Origin of the sequence: Salmonella sp. SJTUF14076, from assembly GCF_015534835.1 — a bacterium.
In the GTDB taxonomy this organism is placed as follows: domain Bacteria; phylum Pseudomonadota; class Gammaproteobacteria; order Enterobacterales; family Enterobacteriaceae; genus Salmonella; species Salmonella enterica.
This window is the reverse complement of the sequence record NZ_CP064674.1, coordinates 2731805-2751908: the sequence shown is the minus strand read 5'-3', so window position 1 is coordinate 2751908 and position 20104 is coordinate 2731805. Positions and strand designations below refer to the sequence as shown.

The 20104-nt window shown below is 44.2% G+C and carries 23 protein-coding genes, 1 tRNA gene and 1 pseudogene; 12 read left to right on the top strand and 13 right to left on the bottom strand.

The annotated features are described in order from the left end of the window. Nucleotide 1 precedes the first annotated feature (1 nt). From hflD to rluE, 5 genes are all read right to left on the bottom strand, one after another. Nucleotides 2-643 (bottom strand): high frequency lysogenization protein HflD, encoded by a 642-nt coding sequence (gene hflD / locus HU143_RS13495; protein ID WP_001519653.1) that lies wholly within the window; start codon nt 641-643, stop codon nt 2-4. Nucleotides 644-729: 86 nt separating this feature from the next. Continuing rightward, on the bottom strand, nt 730-1836 hold the full coding sequence (gene mnmA / locus HU143_RS13490; protein ID WP_000004540.1) for a tRNA 2-thiouridine(34) synthase MnmA: 1107 nt from the start codon (nt 1834-1836) through the stop codon (nt 730-732). A 53-nt stretch (nt 1837-1889) separates the two neighbouring features. Beyond that, nucleotides 1890-2351, bottom strand: coding sequence for an NUDIX hydrolase (locus tag HU143_RS13485; RefSeq protein WP_023227248.1), 462 nt, complete (start codon nt 2349-2351; stop codon nt 1890-1892). An 11-nt stretch (nt 2352-2362) separates the two neighbouring features. Continuing rightward, nucleotides 2363-2692, bottom strand: a complete 330-nt coding sequence (locus tag HU143_RS13480; protein WP_000825956.1) for a lysozyme inhibitor LprI family protein — start codon at nt 2690-2692, stop codon at nt 2363-2365. Next, on the bottom strand, nt 2689-3354 hold the full coding sequence (gene rluE, locus HU143_RS13475) for a 23S rRNA pseudouridine(2457) synthase RluE (RefSeq protein WP_023227247.1): 666 nt from the start codon (nt 3352-3354) through the stop codon (nt 2689-2691). The genes HU143_RS13480 and rluE overlap by 4 nt, the downstream gene beginning before the upstream one ends. 171 nt (nt 3355-3525) lie before the next feature. On the opposite strand from rluE, the gene icd reads away from it, so the two are divergent. The 3 genes from icd to sopF all read left to right on the top strand — a co-directional run bounded on the left by icd (nt 3526) and on the right by sopF (nt 7071). Continuing rightward, on the top strand, nt 3526-4776 hold the full coding sequence (icd, locus tag HU143_RS13470; RefSeq protein WP_000444508.1) for an NADP-dependent isocitrate dehydrogenase: 1251 nt from the start codon (nt 3526-3528) through the stop codon (nt 4774-4776). Between the two features lie 195 nt (nt 4777-4971). Next, complete coding sequence (tnpA, locus tag HU143_RS13465; protein ID WP_000502119.1) at nt 4972-5430, top strand: IS200/IS605-like element IS200F family transposase; 459 nt, start codon at nt 4972-4974, stop codon at nt 5428-5430. A 516-nt stretch (nt 5431-5946) separates the two neighbouring features. Continuing rightward, entirely contained in the window at nt 5947-7071 is a 1125-nt protein-coding gene (sopF, locus tag HU143_RS13460) for a type III secretion system effector SopF (protein ID WP_023226903.1), read from the top strand. A gap of 191 nt (nt 7072-7262) precedes the next feature. On the opposite strand, the pseudogene HU143_RS24570 reads toward sopF, so the two are convergent. Next, nucleotides 7263-7409: pseudogene (locus tag HU143_RS24570) on the bottom strand (hypothetical protein); the annotation flags it as partial. Between the two features lie 612 nt (nt 7410-8021). Between HU143_RS24570 and pltB the strand changes: the two are divergent. The 3 genes from pltB to HU143_RS13445 all read left to right on the top strand — a co-directional run bounded on the left by pltB (nt 8022) and on the right by HU143_RS13445 (nt 9914). Beyond that, nucleotides 8022-8435 (top strand): typhoid-like toxin S-CDT binding subunit PltB, encoded by a 414-nt coding sequence (gene pltB / locus HU143_RS13455; protein ID WP_023226904.1) that lies wholly within the window; start codon nt 8022-8024, stop codon nt 8433-8435. Nucleotides 8436-8451: 16 nt separating this feature from the next. Continuing rightward, complete coding sequence (gene pltA, locus HU143_RS13450; RefSeq protein ID WP_023218771.1) at nt 8452-9180, top strand: typhoid-like toxin S-CDT ADP-ribosylating subunit PltA; 729 nt, start codon at nt 8452-8454, stop codon at nt 9178-9180. A gap of 191 nt (nt 9181-9371) precedes the next feature. Beyond that, the gene (locus HU143_RS13445; protein WP_023226906.1) at nt 9372-9914 is read left to right on the top strand and encodes a glycoside hydrolase family 108 protein; all 543 of its coding nucleotides are present in this window, start codon (nt 9372-9374) and stop codon (nt 9912-9914) included. 147 nt (nt 9915-10061) lie between these two features. On the opposite strand, the gene HU143_RS13440 is transcribed toward HU143_RS13445, so the two are convergent. The 6 genes from HU143_RS13440 to pagD form a co-directional block, all read right to left on the bottom strand. Then, on the bottom strand, nt 10062-10439 hold the full coding sequence (locus HU143_RS13440) for a DUF1353 domain-containing protein (RefSeq protein WP_001277616.1): 378 nt from the start codon (nt 10437-10439) through the stop codon (nt 10062-10064). A gap of 72 nt (nt 10440-10511) precedes the next feature. Further along, entirely contained in the window at nt 10512-11321 is an 810-nt protein-coding gene (gene cdtB, locus HU143_RS13435; protein ID WP_023226907.1) for a cytolethal distending toxin S-CDT, read from the bottom strand. Nucleotides 11322-12194: 873 nt separating this feature from the next. Continuing rightward, nucleotides 12195-12434, bottom strand: coding sequence for a virulence protein MsgA (gene msgA, locus HU143_RS13430; protein ID WP_000497451.1), 240 nt, complete (start codon nt 12432-12434; stop codon nt 12195-12197). 190 nt (nt 12435-12624) lie between these two features. After that, on the bottom strand, nt 12625-13146 hold the full coding sequence (locus HU143_RS13425) for an RICIN domain-containing protein (protein WP_023226908.1): 522 nt from the start codon (nt 13144-13146) through the stop codon (nt 12625-12627). 416 nt (nt 13147-13562) lie between these two features. Further along, nucleotides 13563-13775, bottom strand: a complete 213-nt coding sequence (gene cspF / locus HU143_RS13420; RefSeq protein ID WP_001537306.1) for a cold shock-like protein CspF — start codon at nt 13773-13775, stop codon at nt 13563-13565. A gap of 131 nt (nt 13776-13906) precedes the next feature. Next, the gene (gene pagD, locus HU143_RS13415; RefSeq protein WP_024148167.1) at nt 13907-14170 is read right to left on the bottom strand and encodes a virulence protein PagD; all 264 of its coding nucleotides are present in this window, start codon (nt 14168-14170) and stop codon (nt 13907-13909) included. An 806-nt stretch (nt 14171-14976) separates the two neighbouring features. Between pagD and pagC the strand changes: the two genes are divergently transcribed. Together pagC and HU143_RS13405 are read left to right on the top strand one after the other, a co-directional pair. Beyond that, entirely contained in the window at nt 14977-15534 is a 558-nt protein-coding gene (pagC, locus tag HU143_RS13410; RefSeq protein ID WP_023226910.1) for a virulence membrane protein PagC, read from the top strand. Between the two features lie 405 nt (nt 15535-15939). After that, nucleotides 15940-16016, top strand: a tRNA-Arg gene (locus HU143_RS13405). A gap of 754 nt (nt 16017-16770) precedes the next feature. On the opposite strand, the gene HU143_RS13400 is transcribed toward HU143_RS13405, so the two are convergent. Then, the gene (locus HU143_RS13400) at nt 16771-17115 is read right to left on the bottom strand and encodes a c-type lysozyme inhibitor (protein ID WP_023226911.1); all 345 of its coding nucleotides are present in this window, start codon (nt 17113-17115) and stop codon (nt 16771-16773) included. A gap of 377 nt (nt 17116-17492) precedes the next feature. Here HU143_RS13400 and HU143_RS13395 point away from each other — a divergent pair, with 377 nt between their 5' ends. The 4 genes from HU143_RS13395 to HU143_RS13380 all read left to right on the top strand — a co-directional run bounded on the left by HU143_RS13395 (nt 17493) and on the right by HU143_RS13380 (nt 20092). Then, nucleotides 17493-17618, top strand: a complete 126-nt coding sequence (locus HU143_RS13395) for a lipoprotein (RefSeq protein WP_000758947.1) — start codon at nt 17493-17495, stop codon at nt 17616-17618. Nucleotides 17619-17817: 199 nt separating this feature from the next. Continuing rightward, complete coding sequence (locus HU143_RS13390; protein ID WP_077909976.1) at nt 17818-18045, top strand: hypothetical protein; 228 nt, start codon at nt 17818-17820, stop codon at nt 18043-18045. A gap of 197 nt (nt 18046-18242) precedes the next feature. After that, nucleotides 18243-18710, top strand: a complete 468-nt coding sequence (locus HU143_RS13385) for an Hsp20 family protein (RefSeq protein ID WP_001218118.1) — start codon at nt 18243-18245, stop codon at nt 18708-18710. Nucleotides 18711-19048: 338 nt separating this feature from the next. Beyond that, nucleotides 19049-20092 (top strand): sialidase family protein, encoded by a 1044-nt coding sequence (locus HU143_RS13380; RefSeq protein WP_023226912.1) that lies wholly within the window; start codon nt 19049-19051, stop codon nt 20090-20092. Nucleotides 20093-20104 lie beyond the last annotated feature (12 nt).

Here is a 20104-nt window from a genome sequence, read left to right as displayed (position 1 = left end):
ATCATAACTCCGGGGTTAAATGAGCAAGAATTTGTTTTGCCTGAGTCGTCAGGCGATGACGAGAAAACATAAGCTGTAGGCGACCACCGCCTACCTGATGCCAGAGCACGGCTGCACGGATGCCTGCCAGTAGCGAGGCGCGGACTTTGGCCTGCACCTGCGGACTTTGCAGAACGGCCGGGGAGCCCGTCACCTGAATGCGCGGGCCCAATGGGCTAATCACATCCACGTAGATGCCCGCCATGGCGCTCATTAACGTGTCTGACTGTAAATCAAAATGATCAAGCTGGCGCTGCAGGCCGTTAATGCGATCGCCTAACGTATTCAATGCGCCTTTGGCGGATGACAGCTTGCGCTCCAGCACCATCAGGCTAAGCGTATAACGCGTCAGTTCGGCGTTAAGTCCTTGTCGGCTGCTGGCATTCAGCACGCCGAGCAGTGTTTCCAGACCAAGACGCAGGTTAGCTTCGCTGCCGCCGAACACGCCCAGAGTAGAACTGGGATTCATATCAATGACACTGTTGAGTGAAACGTGCAACGCGTCGGCATCACAGTGCCCCTGGTGCGCCAGTTGTTGCACCAGGCGTGCCGACTGGCAAATGCCAGACAGCGCGAGGGTGATGTCATAATAATTCTTTGCCACAATCACTGCTTCCTTGTATCAAATAAAATACACTTCATCTTTTAAGCCGCTTTGAGGCGACTTGAATGGTGTTGTGTATTGAATAATCAGACCGTCAGCGGCAGTCGCTGCTCGATAATGCCGCCACCCAGGCAGACTTCGCCGCTGTAAAAGACAGCGGACTGGCCCGGCGTAACGGCGGCAACCGGCTCGTCAAAAATGACCTCGATACGATCGTCATCCAGCGCGTTAATCGTGCACGGAATATCGGTCTGGCGGTAGCGGGTTTTTACCGTACAGCGCAGGGTGCCGGTGAACGGTTCGCGATCGACCCAATGTAGCTGCTGGGCGATGAGGCCTACCGACATCAGGCGTGGGTGCTCATGCCCCTGGGCGACAATTAACACATTGTTTTCAACGTCTTTATCCACCACATACCAGGGGTCTTCGCTACCGTCTTTGGTGCCGCCGATTCCCAGCCCTTTACGCTGACCGAGCGTATGATACATCAGACCCTGATGCTCGCCGATTTCATCGCCGTCAACGGTAATGATTTTCCCCGGCTGCGCAGGCAGATAGCGCCCTAAAAAGTCGCGGAATTTGCGCTCGCCGATAAAGCAGATACCGGTAGAATCTTTTTTCTTGGCGGTTACCAGCCCCAGATCTTCGGCGATTTTACGCACCTGCGGTTTTTCCAGCTCGCCAACCGGGAACAGACTTTGCGCAATCTGCTCATGGCCAAGCGTATAGAGGAAGTAGCTCTGATCTTTGTTGCCGTCGAGCCCGCGCAACAACCGGCTTTTGCCGTTTACATCCGCGCGGCGAACGTAGTGACCGGTGGCGATATAGTCGGCGCCTAAATCTTCTGCGGCAAATTCAAGGAAGGCTTTAAATTTGATCTCTTTATTGCACAGAATATCCGGGTTCGGCGTACGGCCCGCTTTGTACTCTTCAAGGAACAGTTCAAAGACGTTATCCCAATATTCTGCGGCAAAATTAACGGTATGCAGTTCAATGCCAAGCTTGTCGCACACGGCCTGCGCGTCAGCCAGATCGGCTGCCGCGGTACAGTATTCCTCACCATCGTCCTCTTCCCAGTTCTTCATGAACAGGCCTTCTACCTGATAACCCTGTTGTTGCAACAGCCAGGCGGAAACGGAGGAATCGACACCGCCGGACATGCCGACGATCACTTTTTTTGGGCTTTCTGACATTGGAATACTCGCGACATTGAACTTCAAGGCGGCGTATTCTACCACGCAGCCCTTTACTTGACACCCTCTGTAAACGGCCAGTTAAATTCGCCCACTATAGATAAGGGGTAACATTGTCCCGTTTGATAACTGCGAATGCTTTCAGCCACCAGCGGAGAACGTAAATTCGGCGCGTTCAGAATCTCGTCGGCGCTCACCCAACGGCAGCAATCGATGTCATTGTCATGGGGGTCGGTCGCGCAAATATGATCAAGCTTGATGGCGAATAAAAAGCGCAGGAACGGGGTCTTATCCGGCGCAATCCACTGATGCATACGGATAAAATACTGTGGTTGTGCCGTGATGCCAGTCTCTTCCCACAGTTCTCGCGCGGCGGCCTGCGCCAGCGTTTCATCTGCCTCCAGGTGTCCGGCAGGTTGATTCCATAACGATTTACCGTTGATGGTCTCTTCCACCACCAGAAATTTATCTTCGGCATGTACGATGCAGGCAACGGTCACGTGCGGCTTGAACATAGGCATCCTTATTAAAGCGGTTTATCAATGTGGTCATAGATCGCGTCAAGCTGTTTCAGACGCTCGTTATAAGCTTTTGTCAGGCAGGTGACGTCGGCCTTGCACTGCTGACGCTGTTTAAGCCAGCTCTGCTGGGCGTCCTGCAGGGCGCCGCGACTGCCCATCGCGAACAACCCTTTCAGAAACTGATATTTGGTGTGCATTTCCACGTCTTTATCATTCAGCGTCAGGTGCGCGCAGATAGCCTTTTCATCCGCAGCCTGCGCTTTCTGGCAGTCGAAGCTGGCCGCATTAACGGATAACGGTGTTAATAAAGCAAAAGCAATGAGAAGCCGTTTCATCTGTCTTTCTCCTGTGCGATCTCGCGCCACTGTCCATTATCGAGGCCGTTGAGCGTGTAGTCGCCCATGCTGTAACGAATTAATCGTAGAGTGGGATGACCGACATGCGCTGTCATGCGTCTTACCTGGCGGTTGCGGCCTTCATATAAGGTGACTTTTAGCCAACTGGTGGGAATATTCTTCCGTTCGCGAATCGGCGGGGTGCGCGGCCACAGCCAGTCAGGCTCCGCGACAATCTCAATACCGGCGGGCAGGGTAGGGCCATCGTTGAGCGTGACGCCAGTACGAAGCGCCTGCAGCGCTGCATTATCCGGGATGCCTTCTACCTGAACATAGTAAATCTTGCCGGTGCGTTTGCCCGGTTGCGTGAGGCGCGCCTGCAGCGCGCCGTCATTAGTCAGCACCAAAAGCCCTTCGCTGTCGCGATCCAGGCGGCCTGCGGCATAAACGCCTTGCACAGGAATAAAATCTTTTAACGTGCGGCGACCTGCTTCATCCGTGAACTGCGGCAACACATCGTAAGGTTTATTGAACAAAACCACGCGTTTTGGGTGGTTTTCTTTCCGTGATTTAGATGCTTGTCGTGAGCTGAATCGCTTAACGTAGTGATTTCTAAAAGAAGTTTTTTGCATGGTGTTTTCAGAACTTATTAATTGCCGCATTATAGCGCAATAATGAGTGTCTTTCATGGCGGCAAACAATAGGGTAGTATTGACATGCTCATTACAAAACATTAACAAAAAATTGCTCTAACGCAGTCGTGCAGCAGGACGCCATTGCACATGCAGCGCGATGACAGACGAGCAAACCAGAAGCGCTCGAAGGAGAGGTGAATGGAAAGCAAAGTAGTTGTTCCGGTGGAAGGTAAGAAGATCACCCTGCAAAACGGCAAACTCAACGTTCCTGAGAATCCGATTATCCCGTTTATTGAAGGCGATGGTATCGGTGTTGATGTCACTCCTGCCATGCTTAAAGTGGTCGATGCCGCCGTCGAGAAAGCCTATAAAGGCGAGCGTAAAATTTCCTGGATGGAAATTTACACCGGAGAAAAATCCACACAGGTTTACGGCCAGGATGTCTGGCTTCCCGCTGAAACCCTTGATTTAATTCGTGATTACCGCGTAGCGATTAAAGGTCCGTTGACCACGCCGGTTGGCGGCGGTATCCGCTCTCTGAACGTTGCCCTGCGTCAGGAGCTTGACCTGTACGTTTGTCTGCGTCCCGTTCGTTACTATCAGGGCACGCCAAGTCCGGTGAAACATCCGGAGCTGACCGATATGGTCATCTTCCGTGAAAACTCTGAAGACATCTACGCCGGAATTGAATGGAAAGCTGACTCTGCAGACGCTGAGAAAGTGATCAAGTTCCTGCGCGAAGAGATGGGCGTGAAGAAAATTCGCTTCCCGGAGCACTGCGGTATCGGTATCAAACCGTGTTCTGAAGAAGGCACTAAACGTCTGGTTCGCGCGGCGATTGAATACGCTATTACCAACGATCGCGATTCCGTCACGCTGGTACATAAAGGCAATATCATGAAGTTCACCGAAGGCGCGTTTAAAGACTGGGGCTACCAGTTGGCGCGCGACGAGTTCGGCGGTGAGCTTATTGACGGCGGTCCGTGGCTGAAAATTAAGAACCCGAACACGGGTAAAGAGATCGTGGTTAAAGACGTTATCGCCGATGCGTTCCTGCAACAGATCCTGTTGCGTCCGGCGGAATACGACGTTATCGCCTGTATGAACCTGAACGGTGACTATATTTCCGATGCCCTGGCGGCTCAGGTTGGCGGTATCGGTATTGCACCGGGTGCGAATATCGGCGACGAATGCGCGTTGTTTGAAGCGACTCACGGGACTGCGCCGAAATATGCGGGCCAGGATAAAGTCAACCCAGGCTCCATTATTCTGTCTGCGGAGATGATGCTGCGCCACATGCAGTGGTTCGAAGCGGCGGATCTGATTGTTAAAGGTATGGAAGGCGCGATTGCCGCGAAGACCGTGACCTATGACTTTGAACGCCTGATGGAAGGCGCTAAGCTGCTGAAATGTAGTGAGTTTGGCGACGCGATTATCGCAAATATGTAATAACGATAATTGTTAAAAACAAAAACGGGGACTTAACGTCCCCGTTTTTATTGTCTATGGAAAACCCCCAGCTAGGCTGGGGGTTCCGGAAAGCTTTCAGCTTTAAGTCAGTTATTAAAACCCCTTTTGATTTGTTAAAACATCTTGCGGTCTGGCAACTGCAAAAGTTCAACAAGAAATCAAAAGGGGGTCCCAATGGGGGACGAAAAGAGCTTAGCGCACACCCGATGGAACTGTAAATATCACATAGTTTTCGCGCCCAAATACCGAAGACAAGCGTTCTATGGAGAGAAGCGTAGGGCAGTAGGCAGCATATTAAGAAAATTGTGTGAATGGAAAAACGTACGAATTCTGGAAGCGGAATGTTGTGCAGATCATATTCACATGCTTCTGGAGATCCCGCCGAAGATGAGTGTGTCGAGCTTCATGGGATATCTGAAGGGTAAAAGTAGTCTGATGCTTTACGAGCAGTTTGGGGATCTAAAATTCAAATACAGGAACAGGGAGTTCTGGTGCAGAGGGTACTATGTCGATACGGTGGGTAAGAACACGGCGAAGATACAGGACTACATAAAGCACCAGCTTGAAGAGGATAAAATGGGTGAGCAATTATCGATCCCTTATCCGGGCAGCCCGTTTACGGGCCGTAAGTAACGAAGTTTGATGCAAATGTCAGATCGTATGCGCCTGTTAGGGCGCGGCTGGTAAGAGAGCCTTACAGGCGCATCAGAAAAACCTCCGGCTATGCCGGAGGATATTTATTTATTAGCATTCGAACGGTTATCAAAATTTTATCAAAAAAATTTATCAAAACTCCCTCAATTCTGACCGCAATAGTAATCCATCCTTTACACCGATCGTCATGATAACCTGAGACCCCCTGAAAGCTGATAGTTACCGATTTTGATTGTGGTGGTTTTCTTTATGATGTGTGGTTTGGCTATTTTTTGAAAGTGCCTTACCAGATTTATTGTTATTATCAGGGGATTATTTCAATAAAAGGTGATGATTTATTGCCTGCAATAGTGGGTAGATTAAGCATTTTATGAAATTATTAGTGTCTTTATTTGCACTTCTACAAGGCTGTTAAGAGGTGTTGAAATATCAGCCTGGTAAAGAATACGTCAGCGAAAGTGAATGCTATATTAGTCATAAAAATTCAGGAGACATATGCTCAAACTTATCTTCTACAGTGGAAGTGTGAAGGTTCCGGAATATCTGGAAACAGATAAGGAAAAAAATGTCGGACGTACTCCTCTGTCTTCAGACATTCAGCAAATTAAAAATTTTGTTGAAGATGTTCCGCCATTTCCAGAAAGCAGAGCGGCGAGAGGTTCTGTAAGCGCAGCGTACAGGCTTTCTTTTGACGAAGTGTTTTGCGGTCTCAGCAATGAAGAGCGTAAAAAGGTGTATGGTCGCCTTTTTGGAAAACAAGTACTTGCGCATATTCATTCCAGGTGTCAGCGCGACGCTGACATAATAAGAGAAAAAGCGCTCAGGCGGATAAGCCGTGAGTGTGGTGCCGAAATAGATTGCGCTCTCTTACTAAATAAGATGGTGGATATTTTACAAAATGCCCGGCTGACAATAAATTTTAATGCAGCAAAAATTGACTTTGTCTCTCTCTTAAAAAATAAAGAATATCTGAACTCTTATGCATTAGGTTGCAGACCGGGAGATTTACCTGCTTATAATGTCGGGCGTGATTCAGTTGAAACTAAAGCATTTGAACTGGAGAAGCTTGCAGATTCACCTTATGCCCCATATGGTCAGACAGGCGGTTTTTCCGTAGCATATACTCCCAACAGTAAAACTTTTAGCCCTACAAGCAGACCAATTTATGCTGCACTGGACTTTCTGAACGGTGAAAATGGAGGGGCCAGCGCCTATGGGAAATCATTTTTTGAATTAAATGATAATGTAAAAACAAATTGTACATTCTCACCTTTTGATATCTACGGCCACAGATTTGGCCTGGATACTAGTAAATTATCTACATTTTGGCATATGGAGAACCTGATTGCATCCTGTCAAAATGATTTTTTTGGTTATAATTGCTTTAAGAGTTTGGTTAAAATGGCTAAGGGCGAAAAATTTTTAGCTCATTCTAATTATGGTACAGGCTATGAAGGGAATTATATAGAGGCTCATATTCATGGTGATGTATGTTTATTCAGAGATATAAAGCACGTTTATTTGTCTTTGCAAGAAAACTCTTACTCGGAAAGTCAACTATATGATTATGCAAAACAAATAAACCAGGCGCTTAATAGAGACTGCATAATATTATATTGACAAGCTTATTATCAGGCTCTTTAAAAGAGCTTTAAATGATCATGAGCACATACTTCTTAAGGTAGGCAGTAACTGCTATCTGTTTATATTTATTAGCTTAGGATCAATCTGGCAGATACCTGGTGGCGCTCCAGTATGGCCTGGCAAAATGGAGGAATATGGACCAGCAGAAGCGCCTGCTGGCTATCGATATTCCTGCTCATCAGGTTTTTACGCCATCTACGCACATTTATTCTGCTATAAGTTGAAATACTGCAAAAAATATTAAGGCTTATTATTTTTTCTTTAAGTAAATTTTCGTTCAACAAACTTGGATGCGGGAATGTTTGAAATATTATTGCCTTATACTAGATCTCAGCGACCTACAGCTCACAACTTTATTAGATCATCTTTCTGAACATATTACTTTTCTGGCGGTTATCAACAATAGGCTGACTAAATTGCCAGACACTTTACCAGGAGGGTACAGATAGATTACGCGGGTAGGATCACTACACCGGAAAAAGATTGCCAGTTAATAAGATGTCGTCCATGATTCAGTTGGATGATAATGATTTATTCCCCACTCTTTGATCCTATAATAGTGATCTGATAGTTATCCAGAACGTTCTTACAGAGGGTGGGCTTGTTAAATAATCATCAAGTTATTAATGAGTTATGTCCTGCTTTGCTGAAAATAAAAACCAGTAGACAGACGACGGCGATCAATATGAGCCGGAAGTACCTGTGTTATTACCGTGGCAGAAATTCTGTAACTGATAAAATAGGTGTGGCTTATTATCAGTGATGAAATTTTTTATATGTGTATTATTACTATTTACAAGTAATTTGAGTGTTTGTTGTGGTTGGTAACATTATGTTGAAGTAAATCATGATAGACTGAATTTTGATTTGATGAGATATAATAAATTTGTGCTTTGTTAATTATTTTAAATGTACAGGAGAGTAGTATGTATATGAATAAGTTTGTGCCTGTTTATACATTATTAATTCTCATCTATTCTTTTAATGCCAGCGCTGAGTGGACAGGAGATAATACGAACGCCTATTACTCAGACGAAGTTATTAGTGAATTACATGTTGGTCAGATAGATACTAGTCCTTATTTTTGCATAAAAACGGTTAAAGCTAACGGTAGTGGTACACCAGTTGTTGCATGTGCGGTATCAAAGCAGAGCATATGGGCGCCCTCCTTTAAAGAACTTCTTGACCAGGCAAGATATTTTTACAGTACAGGGCAATCCGTAAGGATTCATGTTCAAAAAAATATCTGGACCTATCCGCTTTTTGTTAATACCTTTTCAGCAAATGCTCTTGTGGGACTATCATCGTGCAGTACGACACAATGCTTTGGACCCAAGTAAGAGGGGAGAAGAAATAATGAAAAAGTTAATATTCTTAACCTTATCTATAGTTAGCTTTAATAACTATGCAGTAGATTTTGTGTATCGTGTGGACTCAACCCCGCCGGACGTTATTTTTCGCGATGGGTTTTCACTACTTGGGTATAACCGTAACTTTCAGCAATTTATCAGTGGAAGGTCATGTAGTGGTGGAAGTAGTGACAGTCGCTATATTGCAACAACCTCAAGTGTTAATCAAACATATGCTATAGCCAGAGCGTACTATTCTCGCTCAACATTCAAAGGTAATTTATACAGATATCAGATTCGTGCAGATAATAATTTCTACAGCTTGCTCCCATCCATCACCTATCTGGAAACGCAAGGTGGTCACTTTAATGCTTATGAAAAAACGATGATGCGATTGCAAAGAGAGTATGTTTCCACATTATCTATTTTACCCGAGAATATTCAAAAGGCCGTGGCGCTTGTTTATGATAGCACAACAGGTCTGGTAAAGGATGGTGTAAGCACAATGAATGCCAGTTATTTAGGTTTAAGCACTACGTCTAATCCTGGCGTGATACCTTTTCTTCCGGAACCGCAGACGTATACCCAACAACGAATTGATGCATTCGGCCCATTAATAAGTTCATGCTTTTCAATAGGTAGCGTATGTCAGTCACATCGAGGGCAAAGAGCTGACGTATACAACATGTCTTTTTATGATGCAAGACCTGTAATAGAACTTATACTTTCTAAATAAATGAAACTTACCTATGTTGCCTATTAAATTAAACAGACCGTTTATTAGTGGTCTGGTTAATATTGTTTATTAAGTTGGCTATCCACTTAAATATAAATGTTTATATACTTCAATAAGTTTTTTATCAGATTCATTGCATTATCAATCATAGCATTCAGGTACGTATTTTATTAATATTAGAAGGAGTTATTATGACTAAAGATGAAATCTTTGCAGCTCTCCTTAGTAGAGAAGGCGGTTACGTTGATCACCCTGACGACAGGGGGGGACCAACGCATTGGGGTATAACCCTGACGACGGCCCGGGCTAATGGCTATATGGGGGATATGCGGAATCTTACCCGTAATCAAGCATTAAAAATCCTTGAGGCAGATTATTGGTATGGTCCACGACTTGATCAGGTTGCCATTATCTCTCACTCTATCGCAGCTGAGCTTTGTGATACTGGTGTGAACATGGGACCCTCAATTCCGATTAAGTACTTCCAGCGTTGGCTTAATGTTTTTAATGATCAGCAAAAAATTTATCCGGATTTGATAGCAGATGGTCAGATTGGGCCACGGACGCTTTCGGCACTAACATTTTTTCTCTCTCACCGGAGAGATGAGGGCGAAATGATACTTATCCGGGCATTGAATTGTAGTCAGGGACAACGCTATCTGGAGTTAGCTGAAAAGCGCCAGGCGAATGAATCATTTGTTTATGGATGGATAAAGGAACGGGTAAGATTGTAATTCCCTTACTTACCACTATAGCGGTTTGTGATGATAGCATATAATGATATATTCACACAGAGAACTGGTGAAAGCCACTAAGTCTCATTATTACTATATTAAGGCGTCAGGTTTTTCTATAGTTCTTTGTGTGTTAAAAACGAGAAATTAATTATGTTGTATGGTATGAGAATGATAGTATTTCCAGCCAAATATTCTTACGGCTAAATACATTATTATCCTTTTCCATTTTGGCACGCCCAGAACTTTCATCCCATCCAGGAATATGAGATCGGACTCTTTTCTGTTACGTAATGGATAATGATACAGGTAGTCATGAATGATTGCCGCTTTGGCATATTCACCATCCGGTGGTAATAATGACCAGAAAATACGCGGAACAGTGGCAAGGTCGGTAACGAATCCTACCGGTACTTCAATGACATCATTTTTATCTTCACTGAGATAAAACCTGAATGGCTCATAAACACGCCATTTATAATGACCTAACATTTCCATAATTGCTGGACTGGTAAAACAACTCATAATTTTACCTTATAATAAATATATATTCTGCACCTTACGCTCAAAGTACATGTCGTCAACGCTATTTACTCATTAACAGCTTCGTGCCAAAAAGGCTACGGGATAATGATCAGAAGCGAGTTGTGGATTACGTAATGCTTCGACCCTTTGTGAATAAGGTGCTCGATCGACAATGACCCCATAATCTAAAATACCACCGCCAATTTGCGTGGGTTCTGTAGGTGCGAGTACGGCTACAACTCGTTCCAGATGCTCAGTCATCAGGTCATTTTCAAGTCTGTCTGGGCTGCGATTAAAATCCCCGGCAAGAAACCAGGATAAATGCCGCATCTGAGGTTGTCTAAAAAAATTAATGGTAACCCTGACAATAGCTGCAGCATCCGGACCTCCACTAGCCAGTGCGTGCGCTGTCAGAAAAACATCATTACCCAGTCCGATGCCAATGACGGGGCGAGATGCGACAGTTGTCGGACGCAAGACATAAACATTATCCGCTCTTTGTCTGGAAACTATTGCCAGATTAACACGGCGTGCTCCAACATCAATAGCCGAGTAGTAGATATATCTTATATCCTGACGGCTGGTGGTTCCGAGATTCCAGGTGTATTCATCAATGGGAATACCCACTCCAAAAGGCTGAATATGTCGTCCGGTAGGAACCGCTGAGGTGGGAACAGCACCGGCCTCCTGTACCATAAGAATATCCACACCGGCAGTACCACTTAAAAGCTGTCTGACATTGACATTCCATTTACTTTCTGTAGATGCTGAAGAGCCCTGAAGATTCCAGGTCATAACTTTGTAGTCACTGATATTAGCGCAGGCAAAAGAAATATAGCTGCAGATGATCATGGTCAGAAGGAAAAAAACAGGTTTTTTCATGATATCTACTCTCCCGATTATTACTTCTTTATCTGAATGATATATGTGTTCATAACCCATTGTTTCATGACGTTGATTTTATTCTGGCAATGCCTGACTTGTTTCTGGTTCTATGTCTTGTGCAGATAGTAAGATACATAGTCTAACGTCAATAAAACTAAAATAGATGTCTATTACAGAGGTAAAATGATAGTTTATTCAGTACAATCAATTAATTATTGTTAATACCAAAGAGACAACTATAGATAAACAACTAACTGAATTTAAAACTACATTCACTTATCTCATTGTAACTGTATTGGGTTGATTTATATGTGGAAATAGAGATTCGATATCATTAGTACTTTATAAGTAAACATAAATTTTTCATTACCAGGATTATTATATCCCTGTGAGGGAGGTGACATTTCATCTATTCTCACTCTTGTAGTGGCATAGTAAATTTGGCCACCTGATTAAAGGCGATGTTCTCACCTCAACACAAAACAGGTAACTTAGTGAACAAGAAAACCAAACAAATCAATGGTTACATCTTGAACGGCTACAATAGCGTCAGACCTCATCATTATAACGGTGCACTGACGCCGGAAGAGTCTGAGAACAGGTACCGTTTTTACTGTAAAACCGTGACCAATAGCGTCGATGCGCAACAAAACGTATAATCCGTTGATAGGGCGTACAGGTGTGGCACTGGGCAAAACGTTCAGTGACAATGACTGGAGCTGGCGGCATTTGGCAAATAGCATGTTGACCATGCGATAAACGCCAACTTCCGCTACATGTTCTGAGTGGTGGCGTTTGCGTTATATCGTCACAGACAGCGCCTCAGGGCGCTGTTTTCGATCGGACATGTCGCTTTCGCAGGAGGGGACGTTATTCGGCGACCAGCCACATATCAGCCTCTTCAAACATCTCTTCCAGCATACGGTGCAGCCGTTCTTTCTCGGTTTTTGTACAGTCACTGTTTAATGCGTTCGCCTGCATTGGCTTAACTTTCACTTGCGCATCGGGAAAAAGTTGATGTACACGTTTTGTGAGTTCATTGAGGATGATTTCGCGTGCGCCTGGCAAACCTTCAACATTTCGCTTGTCATAAACGAGTTCGACGAACATCGCCATTTCCTTTTTACTGGTTGGATGACCAGTATTTAAGCTGGGTATATAACTGGTGTCAAGGTTTAGCCGCCGTTTTGTCATCCTGACGTTGCGGACGTAAAGTAAATTGACCGCACGTGGAAGTAAAGGTCGCTAACCTGTTGTCGTGTCATGAGGTTAGCGGCTCTCTCTTCACAGCGGTGTCCTGCTACCTGAAGGTAAATTCCAGGGCGCGACTAAAATCGCAATCGGCCAACACAACAGGGTCGCCTTTTCTGACTATAATGCTATTTGTGCCCAGGCATTTTCGGCTCTGTTTCCCCTTAATTTTGTTATCATCAGTGAGCCAGCGCTGGTTATCATTACCCGTGCATGAATAAAGAATGATTGGTGTGCCTTCTTTTGTACCTTGTCCTGCGGCATCCAGACATTTCTCACCCTGCGTGATTCTATCTCGGTGAAATGAGAAAAGCTGAGATTGTACATGCTTACACTCCCGCAGCGTCAAACGATTCTGTTGATCTGAGCCTGTATCAAGGCACAGACCATCAGTTGTCCGAATTTGTTCCGCGTCATTTATGTAATAACCACCGGAATTAATCTGGTTTTGTGTAATGACCGGGAACGACAAATTAATACTATAAGGGGCGGGTAAGCCGTTCGTCGTACATCCACATAAAATAGAGGAGAGGCAGAGAACCAGTGTGGTTTTTCCTGAAAGCAAAGTCATTCAATTATTACCCTAAAAATAAATAGCGTTACAACTATATTGGCGATTTATACCCACTGAGTATGACGTAGCATTGAGCGGCAATAGAGATAATTCCGATAGAATCACATAAATACTTCGGTTAAATGCGCGCAGCCAGCCACTCCTGTGACGATGGGTATATAGCGTTAAATACTTTTGCAATATTAGATGCTATCACAGTGAAAAACGGCTGTACATTTCTTCACGTTAAACAAAGTGAAAAGGGGAGGGATACCCGATATATGATAAAAGAGGTCACAGGAGTCATTAGCAAAATAAATACTTTAGATTTTCGCCACTGAAAACATTCTGCAGCCTTTCAGGCAAAGCCTCATAGCAGACTGCGGAGGTATACGGGCTCGCTAAATTTTTCTGAAAAAATGCCGAGTGACGAATTATGAAAGATAAACGTTGGCGGCGGTAGGTCCGCGGAGGCCATTAATACGACAAAACTCAACGCGTATACCGGGGATAAGCGCTTCTGTTTCGTGTTGGCGACATGCTGAAATGTGGACCTGAACATCTTTGCGTCCATCGGAGGGGGTGATGAGACCTTTACCGCTCTTACAATCAAAGGTTTTGACAATTCCTGTCATTTTACGAGACAAACAAATTCCTTAATGGGGATAACGAGGCGCACTATACACGTCAGGAAAAATAATGCCAGCTATATTTGATGGCAATCAAGATTTCCGGATGGCTAAAAGTAGTCGTTCGGCACCATTGTAGATAAATAACATTATGTTCTGGAGAAAGTATTCCCTTTCCTGGCGTCATTGACTGGTGCGGACATCATGGGTTTTGCCGTCGGGCAGGATGGTGAACTAATCTGCCTGGCTTGCTTTTTATCGGTATTTGTAGGTGGTTGCGGGGTTTTACTACCAAAATCGTAGATAAAAATTTCCCATGATGTCTGTTGTAAACCAGAGCAATGGTCTGAACTGGCCAAAACATGGAATGAAAAAATAAGTAATGACCAAAGCATAAAAGCATGATGTTTCATAGCACCTCCTGTTATATGTAATGACTTGTGAAGTTCATCTAATGAATTATGGAACGTCATTGGCATTTTTTATTCAACGAAGAGTTAACCACTCTTAATAATAATGGGTTTTATAGCGAAATAGACTTTTTTATCGAGCATTTAATATTTGCGTCCGTTATTATTTTTCTGGAATGTAAATTCTCTCTCAACACAGGTGATATTTATGTTGGTATTGTGGTGTTGATTCTATTCTTATAACAAGAAATGTTGTAACTGATAGACATATTAAAACATTAAATCGGAGCGGGAATAAATCGTGCTAAGCATCATGGTGAATATGATTACAGCGCCTGCGATGGCATATAACTGTATTGTGGCTGAAGCGTCACGTGAGGACTGTGAAGCACAATGCGATATGTTCTGGTTATATGGTGAGTTTGCTTAATGACATGTTTTTAGCCGATCGGTGTCAGGTTTCTTAATGTGGTTGTGAGATTTTCTCTTTAAATATCAAAGTGTTGTATGGATTGTTTGTTGTTCTATAGTGGCTAAACACTTTATGGTTTCTGTTAAATATATATGCGTGAGAAAAATTAGCATTCAAATCTATAAAAGTTAGATGACATTGTAGAACCGGTTACCTAAATGAGCGATAGAGCGCTTCGGTAGTAAAAATATCTTTCAGGAAGTAAACGCATCAGGAGCGATAGCGGTGAATTATTCGTGGTTTTGTCGATTTGGCATAGTGGCGATAACTGAATGCCGGATCGGTACTGCAGGTGTTTAAACACACCGTAAATAATAAGTAGTATTAAGGAGTTATTATGAAAAATATTATTTTATCCACTTTAGTTATTACTACAAGCGTTTTGGTTGTAAATGTTGCACAGGCCGATACTAACGCCTTTTCCGTGGGGTATGCACAAAGTAAAGTTCAGGATTTCAAAAATATCCGAGGGGTAAATGTGAAATACCGTTATGAGGATGACTCTCCGGTAAGTTTTATTTCCTCGCTAAGTTACTTATATGGAGACAGCCAGGCTTCCGGGTCTGTTGAGCCTGAAGGTATTCATTACCATGACAAGTTTGAGGTGAAGTACGGTTCTTTAATGGTTGGGCCAGCCTATCGATTGTCTGACAATTTTTCGTTATACGCGCTGGCGGGTGTCGGCACGGTAAAGGCGACATTTAAAGAACATTCCACTCAGGATGGCGATTCTTTTTCTAACAAAATTTCCTCAAGGAAAACGGGATTTGCCTGGGGCGCGGGTGTACAGATGAATCCGCTGGAGAATATCGTCGTCGATGTTGGGTATGAAGGAAGCAACATCTCCTCTACAAAAATAAACGGCTTCAACGTCGGGGTTGGATACCGTTTCTGAAAAGCATAAGCTATGCGGAAGGTTCGCCTTCCGCACCGCCAGTCAATAAAACAGGGCTTCTTTACTGGTAACACGTACCTGCCTGTCTTTTCTCTCTTCGTCATACTCTCTTCGTCATAGTGACGCTGTACATAACATCTCACCAGCATAAGCACAGATAAGGGGTTGTGGTAAGCAATCAAGGTTGCTCAGGTAGGTGATAAGCAGGAAGGAAAATCTGGTGTAAATAACGCCAGATCTCACAAGATTCACTCTGAAAAATTTTCCTGGAATTAATCACAATGTCATCAAGATTTTGTGACCGCCTTCGCATATTGTACCTGCCGTTGAACGACTACTGAAAAGTAGCAAGGTATGTATTTTATCCAGGAGAGCACCTTTTTTGCGCCTGGCAGAAGTCCCCAGCCGCCACTAGCTCAGCTGGATAGAGCATCAACCTCCTAAGTTGATGGTGCGAGGTTCGAGGCCTCGGTGGCGGTCCAATGTGGTTATCGTATAATGTTATTACCTCAGTGTCAGGCTGATGATGTGGGTTCGACTCCCACTGACCACTTCAGTTTTGAATAAGTATTGTCTTGCAATCCTGTTACAGAATAATTTCATTTATTACGTGACAAGATAGTCATTTATAAAAAATGCACAAAAATGTTATTGTCTTTTATTACTTGTGAGTTGTAGATTTTTCTTATGCGGTGAATCCCCCTTTGCGGCGGGGCGTCCAGTCAAATAGTTAATGTTCCTCGCGAACCATATTGACTGTGGTATGGTTCACCGGGAGGCACCCGGCACCGCAATTTTTTATAAAATGAAATTCACACCCTATGGTTCAGAGCGGTGTCTTTTTACATCAGATGGGCAAGCATAATGCAGGTTAACTTGAAAGATACGATCAATAGCTGAAACCAGTGATTTCGTTTATGACCTGGGGATTTAACCGCGCCAGAGCGTATGCAAGACCCTGGCGCGGTTGGCCGGTGATCGTTCAATAGTGCGAATATGAATGGTTACCAGCCGCTGCGAATTCTACCTGGGTCACTTAATAAAGCAAAACATTTAAACGCTCAACAACGACAATTCAGACAGTTCGAACTTTTCTTTAAAAATAGGATTAACCATGTTCAAAAGTGGTTGCTAATTAGCCATTATACTATGGTAGTGATTCACATATTCTTTAACGTTACGTTACAGGAAGGTTGAAGTAGAAATGCCTGATGAGCCTTCAGGCATTTCTTAAGGTTAGTTAGCTAAGGAACAGTTACTGAGAACAGGTTTATCATCACCTTCCACCAGTTCAGCCGTTTTGCCTTTGGTATAAAGTTTATAAGTATAATTTTTGTCTATGGCTTCGTAATTTGCTCCGGAGGCCATTTTCATTAACCGCATCGGGATCATCTCGTTTACCTGACTGATAATCGCATAGGCGTTTCCAGCCTCGGTGTTGACGTAAATCACCTCCATAACCTGGTTATCATTACAGGTGTATATAGATTTAGAAATCTCCTGCGAAGCTGCTATAGAGGTGGTACTGGCGCTAAGCGCAACGAGAAAGAGGGTAAATGGGATCAATTTACGTTTCATCATTAGTATCCTTTGTGCATAAAATTGTCGTTAATTCCCTGAAGAGCGGGAGATAAAGCGGCATCAATACGATGAATGCTGTAGTATTCCTGTTTACTGACGAAAAGTGCGCCAGAAAAGCGTATTATAATTTATCCATCACTGACATATGTGATGAGTAGACAAATCTTAAAATCATAAACTATAGGCTGCAAATCATTATGGCGCGATGGAAAATGATTGTCACCACTGCTCAATACTATGGCATAAAAACCGAAGAAAACGGTACTGTTCACTGTCTCGTTTCATACGGTATCTGTCAGTGAAACTATTTCTTCAAATGATGGTCTTTTTATTATCGATCAGATAATGGCATCAACAGGGGTTATTCAGGAGTATATGTGAAAAAGTGGCTTATAGGAGGGATATTGATCGCAAGTTTTCTGACCGGTTGTCTGATGTGGCACAACATTGATAAATGGTTTAATAAAGATATCGAAGTTTTCTACGCCGGAGACGATAACTAAAACTCCTGTCAGTTGGCAACGGGTGTCATATCTTCAGGTATGGCGCCCGGAGTAGCCGGGCGCAAATTGTAGGTGTATAAAAGTCATTTCATTAAAATTTTAGCGACAACATGGACAGTCACTACCGCGTGCTAGCGGCCCTCTGAAGTCACAAGATGAATAAGCCAGTTTTTTGTTTCAGCGGTGACTGAAACATATTTTGTTCCTGGTGGGCTTACCGCCAGTTGCTGAAAAAGACAACGATGATGTAACTGTTGCAGAGACTGACGAATACGACGACCGTGAATTTTATTTTTGGCGACCATATTTCCTCCCAAAAGGCCGCCCGAAGGCGGCGCTGGGTTTGATAATGGAGAAGGGCGTTGGTCACTGCCATAACCAACCTGTATACACTAATGCAATTGATAATCATTATCAATTCTGCTGATGAAGAAAAATTGTAAAGATGAAGGGACAGCGGAAATGGCAATGAACGGGATGAGACTTTTCGTTAACTACTTAAATTCGTGACTAAAAAAAGGCTTTTATAGACTTGAAAATGTTTTTTCCGTCCCTATGTAGTCAGTGGACAAGCAATGCTTGCCTTGATGTTGAACTTTTGAATAGTGATTCAGGAGGTTAATGATGGCACTCAGAACCTTGTCAGCACTTCCCGTGTTTGCTGATTCTCTTTTCTCTGACCGTTTCAACCGTATTGATAGACTTTTCAGTCAATTAACAGGAGATACGCCAGTCGCTGCGACGCCAGCTTACGATCTGCAAAAGCGCGATGCGAATAACTATCTGCTTACCGTGAGCGTTCCTGGCTGGAAAGAGGAAGAGCTTGAAATTGAAACGGTTGGCGGCAACCTGAATATTACGGGTAAACACACTGAAGAGACGGTAGAGGATCAGACGCACTGGATTTATCGTGGTATTCGTAAGGCGGATTTCCAGTTGAGTTTTTCTTTGCCTGAACATGCTAAGGTGAATAATGCGAAACTGGAACAGGGCCTCTTGTTGGTCGAGATTTACCAGGAGATCCCTGAAAGCGAGAAACCGAAAAAAATTGCCATAGAAAGCAAACCAAAGGCGATTGAACACAAATCATAATCGCGTTAATAGAGGCCCGTTTAGACGGGCCTTCATTGCCTGTAGCGAAAAGTATCCCGTCATGCTTGTAGGCACAGATCGCTAAATATTATAGCCCTGACCTCTATATTATCCCGTGCCACTGACCTCGTCGCCATTGGACGGCGGTAAGTTGGAATTATCCGCGAGGTCAGTCCAATTTTTGTCCACTCTCGACATTCTGCCTGTTATGGGCGCGATATCTGAACATAAATTCGTATAGCAGTTCATCGTTTTCACCGCGTTGATGCTATTTCTGCTAACACTACTTTCATACATAAAAAAGCTGATGCTTTTTACCTTATTTAATAGAGGCAGGTATGAAATTAGCGCTCGTCAATCGGCAGGTCATTTTACCGGAAAGCGGAACCGAGTCCTTCCAGTGCCATGCCTCTACGCTTGTTCGCTTACCGTGCGGTACGCTCGTGGCCGCATGGTTCGCGGGGCTGCGCGAAGGAAGCGAAGATACAGCCATCTGGCTATCTCGCTATGAACATAATATCTGGACAACACCGCAGCGAGTGGCGGCACGCGAGGGGGAAGCGCACTGGAATCCGGTGTTATTTTACCCGTCGGATAAATTGTGGTTATTTTATAAAGTAGGCAGCGACGTACACGTGTGGAAAACCTGGTTTATCACCTCCAGCGATCGAGGATTTACCTGGAGTACGCCAGCTCCGTTGGTTAACGATGATATTTTGCCGCGCGGTCCCGTAAAAAATAAACTCCTGCTGGCATCAAATGGCGCCTGGATTGCGCCAGGGTCGATTGAAAGTCCTGAACGGTGGAGGGCATTTGTGGATCGATCCTCTGACGAAGGAAAACACTGGAATATCTCTTTTGTTCCGCTGGAGCCTGATAACGCTATTTCCGGGACAAACGTAGCGTTGTGGGATGGTGTAAAAAAGGGGATGTTGTGGGAATGTTGTCTGGAAAACCTCCTGCGCTGGGATGGCGTTATTCAGCCTACTCTGTGGGAGTCTTCTCCGGGGCATATCCATATGTTGTTACGAAGCACACGCGGGGCAATTTTTCGCAGTGATTCAATCGACTATGGCGCTACCTGGTCTGTTGCCCGCGCGACATTTTTACCGAATAATAATAGTGGTATCGATCTGGTTAGTATGCAGGACGGTACGCTGATTCTTGCGTTAAATCCGGTCAACGGCAACTGGGGAAAGCGCTATCCGCTTTCACTGATTGCTTCCCAGGATAATGGCGAATCATGGCTACCGCTACTGGACCTGGAAAGTGACCACGGTGAGTATTCTTATCCCGCTATTATTAGCGAGGGCGGCGTCGTACATATCACCTACACGTGGAACCGGAAAAATATCGTATATTGTCGATTACAAACGGTATAAGGCGCTATCAGT

Bases quoted from the DNA above. Each gene is read 5' to 3' on its own strand.
- icd (WP_000444508.1), top strand. From the start codon at position 3,526: ATGGAAAGCAAAGTAGTTGTTCCGGTGGAAGGTAAGAAGATCACCCTG.
- HU143_RS13445 (WP_023226906.1), top strand. From the start codon at position 9,372: ATGACTAAAGATGAAATCTTTGCAGCTCTCCTTAGTAGAGAAGGCGGT.
- mnmA (WP_000004540.1), bottom strand. From the start codon at position 1,836: ATGTCAGAAAGCCCAAAAAAAGTGATCGTCGGCATGTCCGGCGGTGTC.
- sopF (WP_023226903.1), top strand. From the start codon at position 5,947: ATGCTCAAACTTATCTTCTACAGTGGAAGTGTGAAGGTTCCGGAATAT.
- HU143_RS13485 (WP_023227248.1), bottom strand. From the start codon at position 2,351: ATGTTCAAGCCGCACGTGACCGTTGCCTGCATCGTACATGCCGAAGAT.
- HU143_RS13440 (WP_001277616.1), bottom strand. From the start codon at position 10,439: ATGAGTTGTTTTACCAGTCCAGCAATTATGGAAATGTTAGGTCATTAT.
- HU143_RS13385 (WP_001218118.1), top strand. From the start codon at position 18,243: ATGGCACTCAGAACCTTGTCAGCACTTCCCGTGTTTGCTGATTCTCTT.
- pagC (WP_023226910.1), top strand. From the start codon at position 14,977: ATGAAAAATATTATTTTATCCACTTTAGTTATTACTACAAGCGTTTTG.
- HU143_RS13480 (WP_000825956.1), bottom strand. From the start codon at position 2,692: ATGAAACGGCTTCTCATTGCTTTTGCTTTATTAACACCGTTATCCGTT.
- HU143_RS13400 (WP_023226911.1), bottom strand. From the start codon at position 17,115: ATGATGAAACGTAAATTGATCCCATTTACCCTCTTTCTCGTTGCGCTT.
- HU143_RS13380 (WP_023226912.1), top strand. From the start codon at position 19,049: ATGAAATTAGCGCTCGTCAATCGGCAGGTCATTTTACCGGAAAGCGGA.
- msgA (WP_000497451.1), bottom strand. From the start codon at position 12,434: ATGTTCGTCGAACTCGTTTATGACAAGCGAAATGTTGAAGGTTTGCCA.
- rluE (WP_023227247.1), bottom strand. From the start codon at position 3,354: ATGCGGCAATTAATAAGTTCTGAAAACACCATGCAAAAAACTTCTTTT.
- pltA (WP_023218771.1), top strand. From the start codon at position 8,452: ATGAAAAAGTTAATATTCTTAACCTTATCTATAGTTAGCTTTAATAAC.
- cdtB (WP_023226907.1), bottom strand. From the start codon at position 11,321: ATGAAAAAACCTGTTTTTTTCCTTCTGACCATGATCATCTGCAGCTAT.
- tnpA (WP_000502119.1), top strand. From the start codon at position 4,972: ATGGGGGACGAAAAGAGCTTAGCGCACACCCGATGGAACTGTAAATAT.
- pagD (WP_024148167.1), bottom strand. From the start codon at position 14,170: ATGAAACATCATGCTTTTATGCTTTGGTCATTACTTATTTTTTCATTC.
- HU143_RS13425 (WP_023226908.1), bottom strand. From the start codon at position 13,146: ATGACTTTGCTTTCAGGAAAAACCACACTGGTTCTCTGCCTCTCCTCT.
- pltB (WP_023226904.1), top strand. From the start codon at position 8,022: ATGTATATGAATAAGTTTGTGCCTGTTTATACATTATTAATTCTCATC.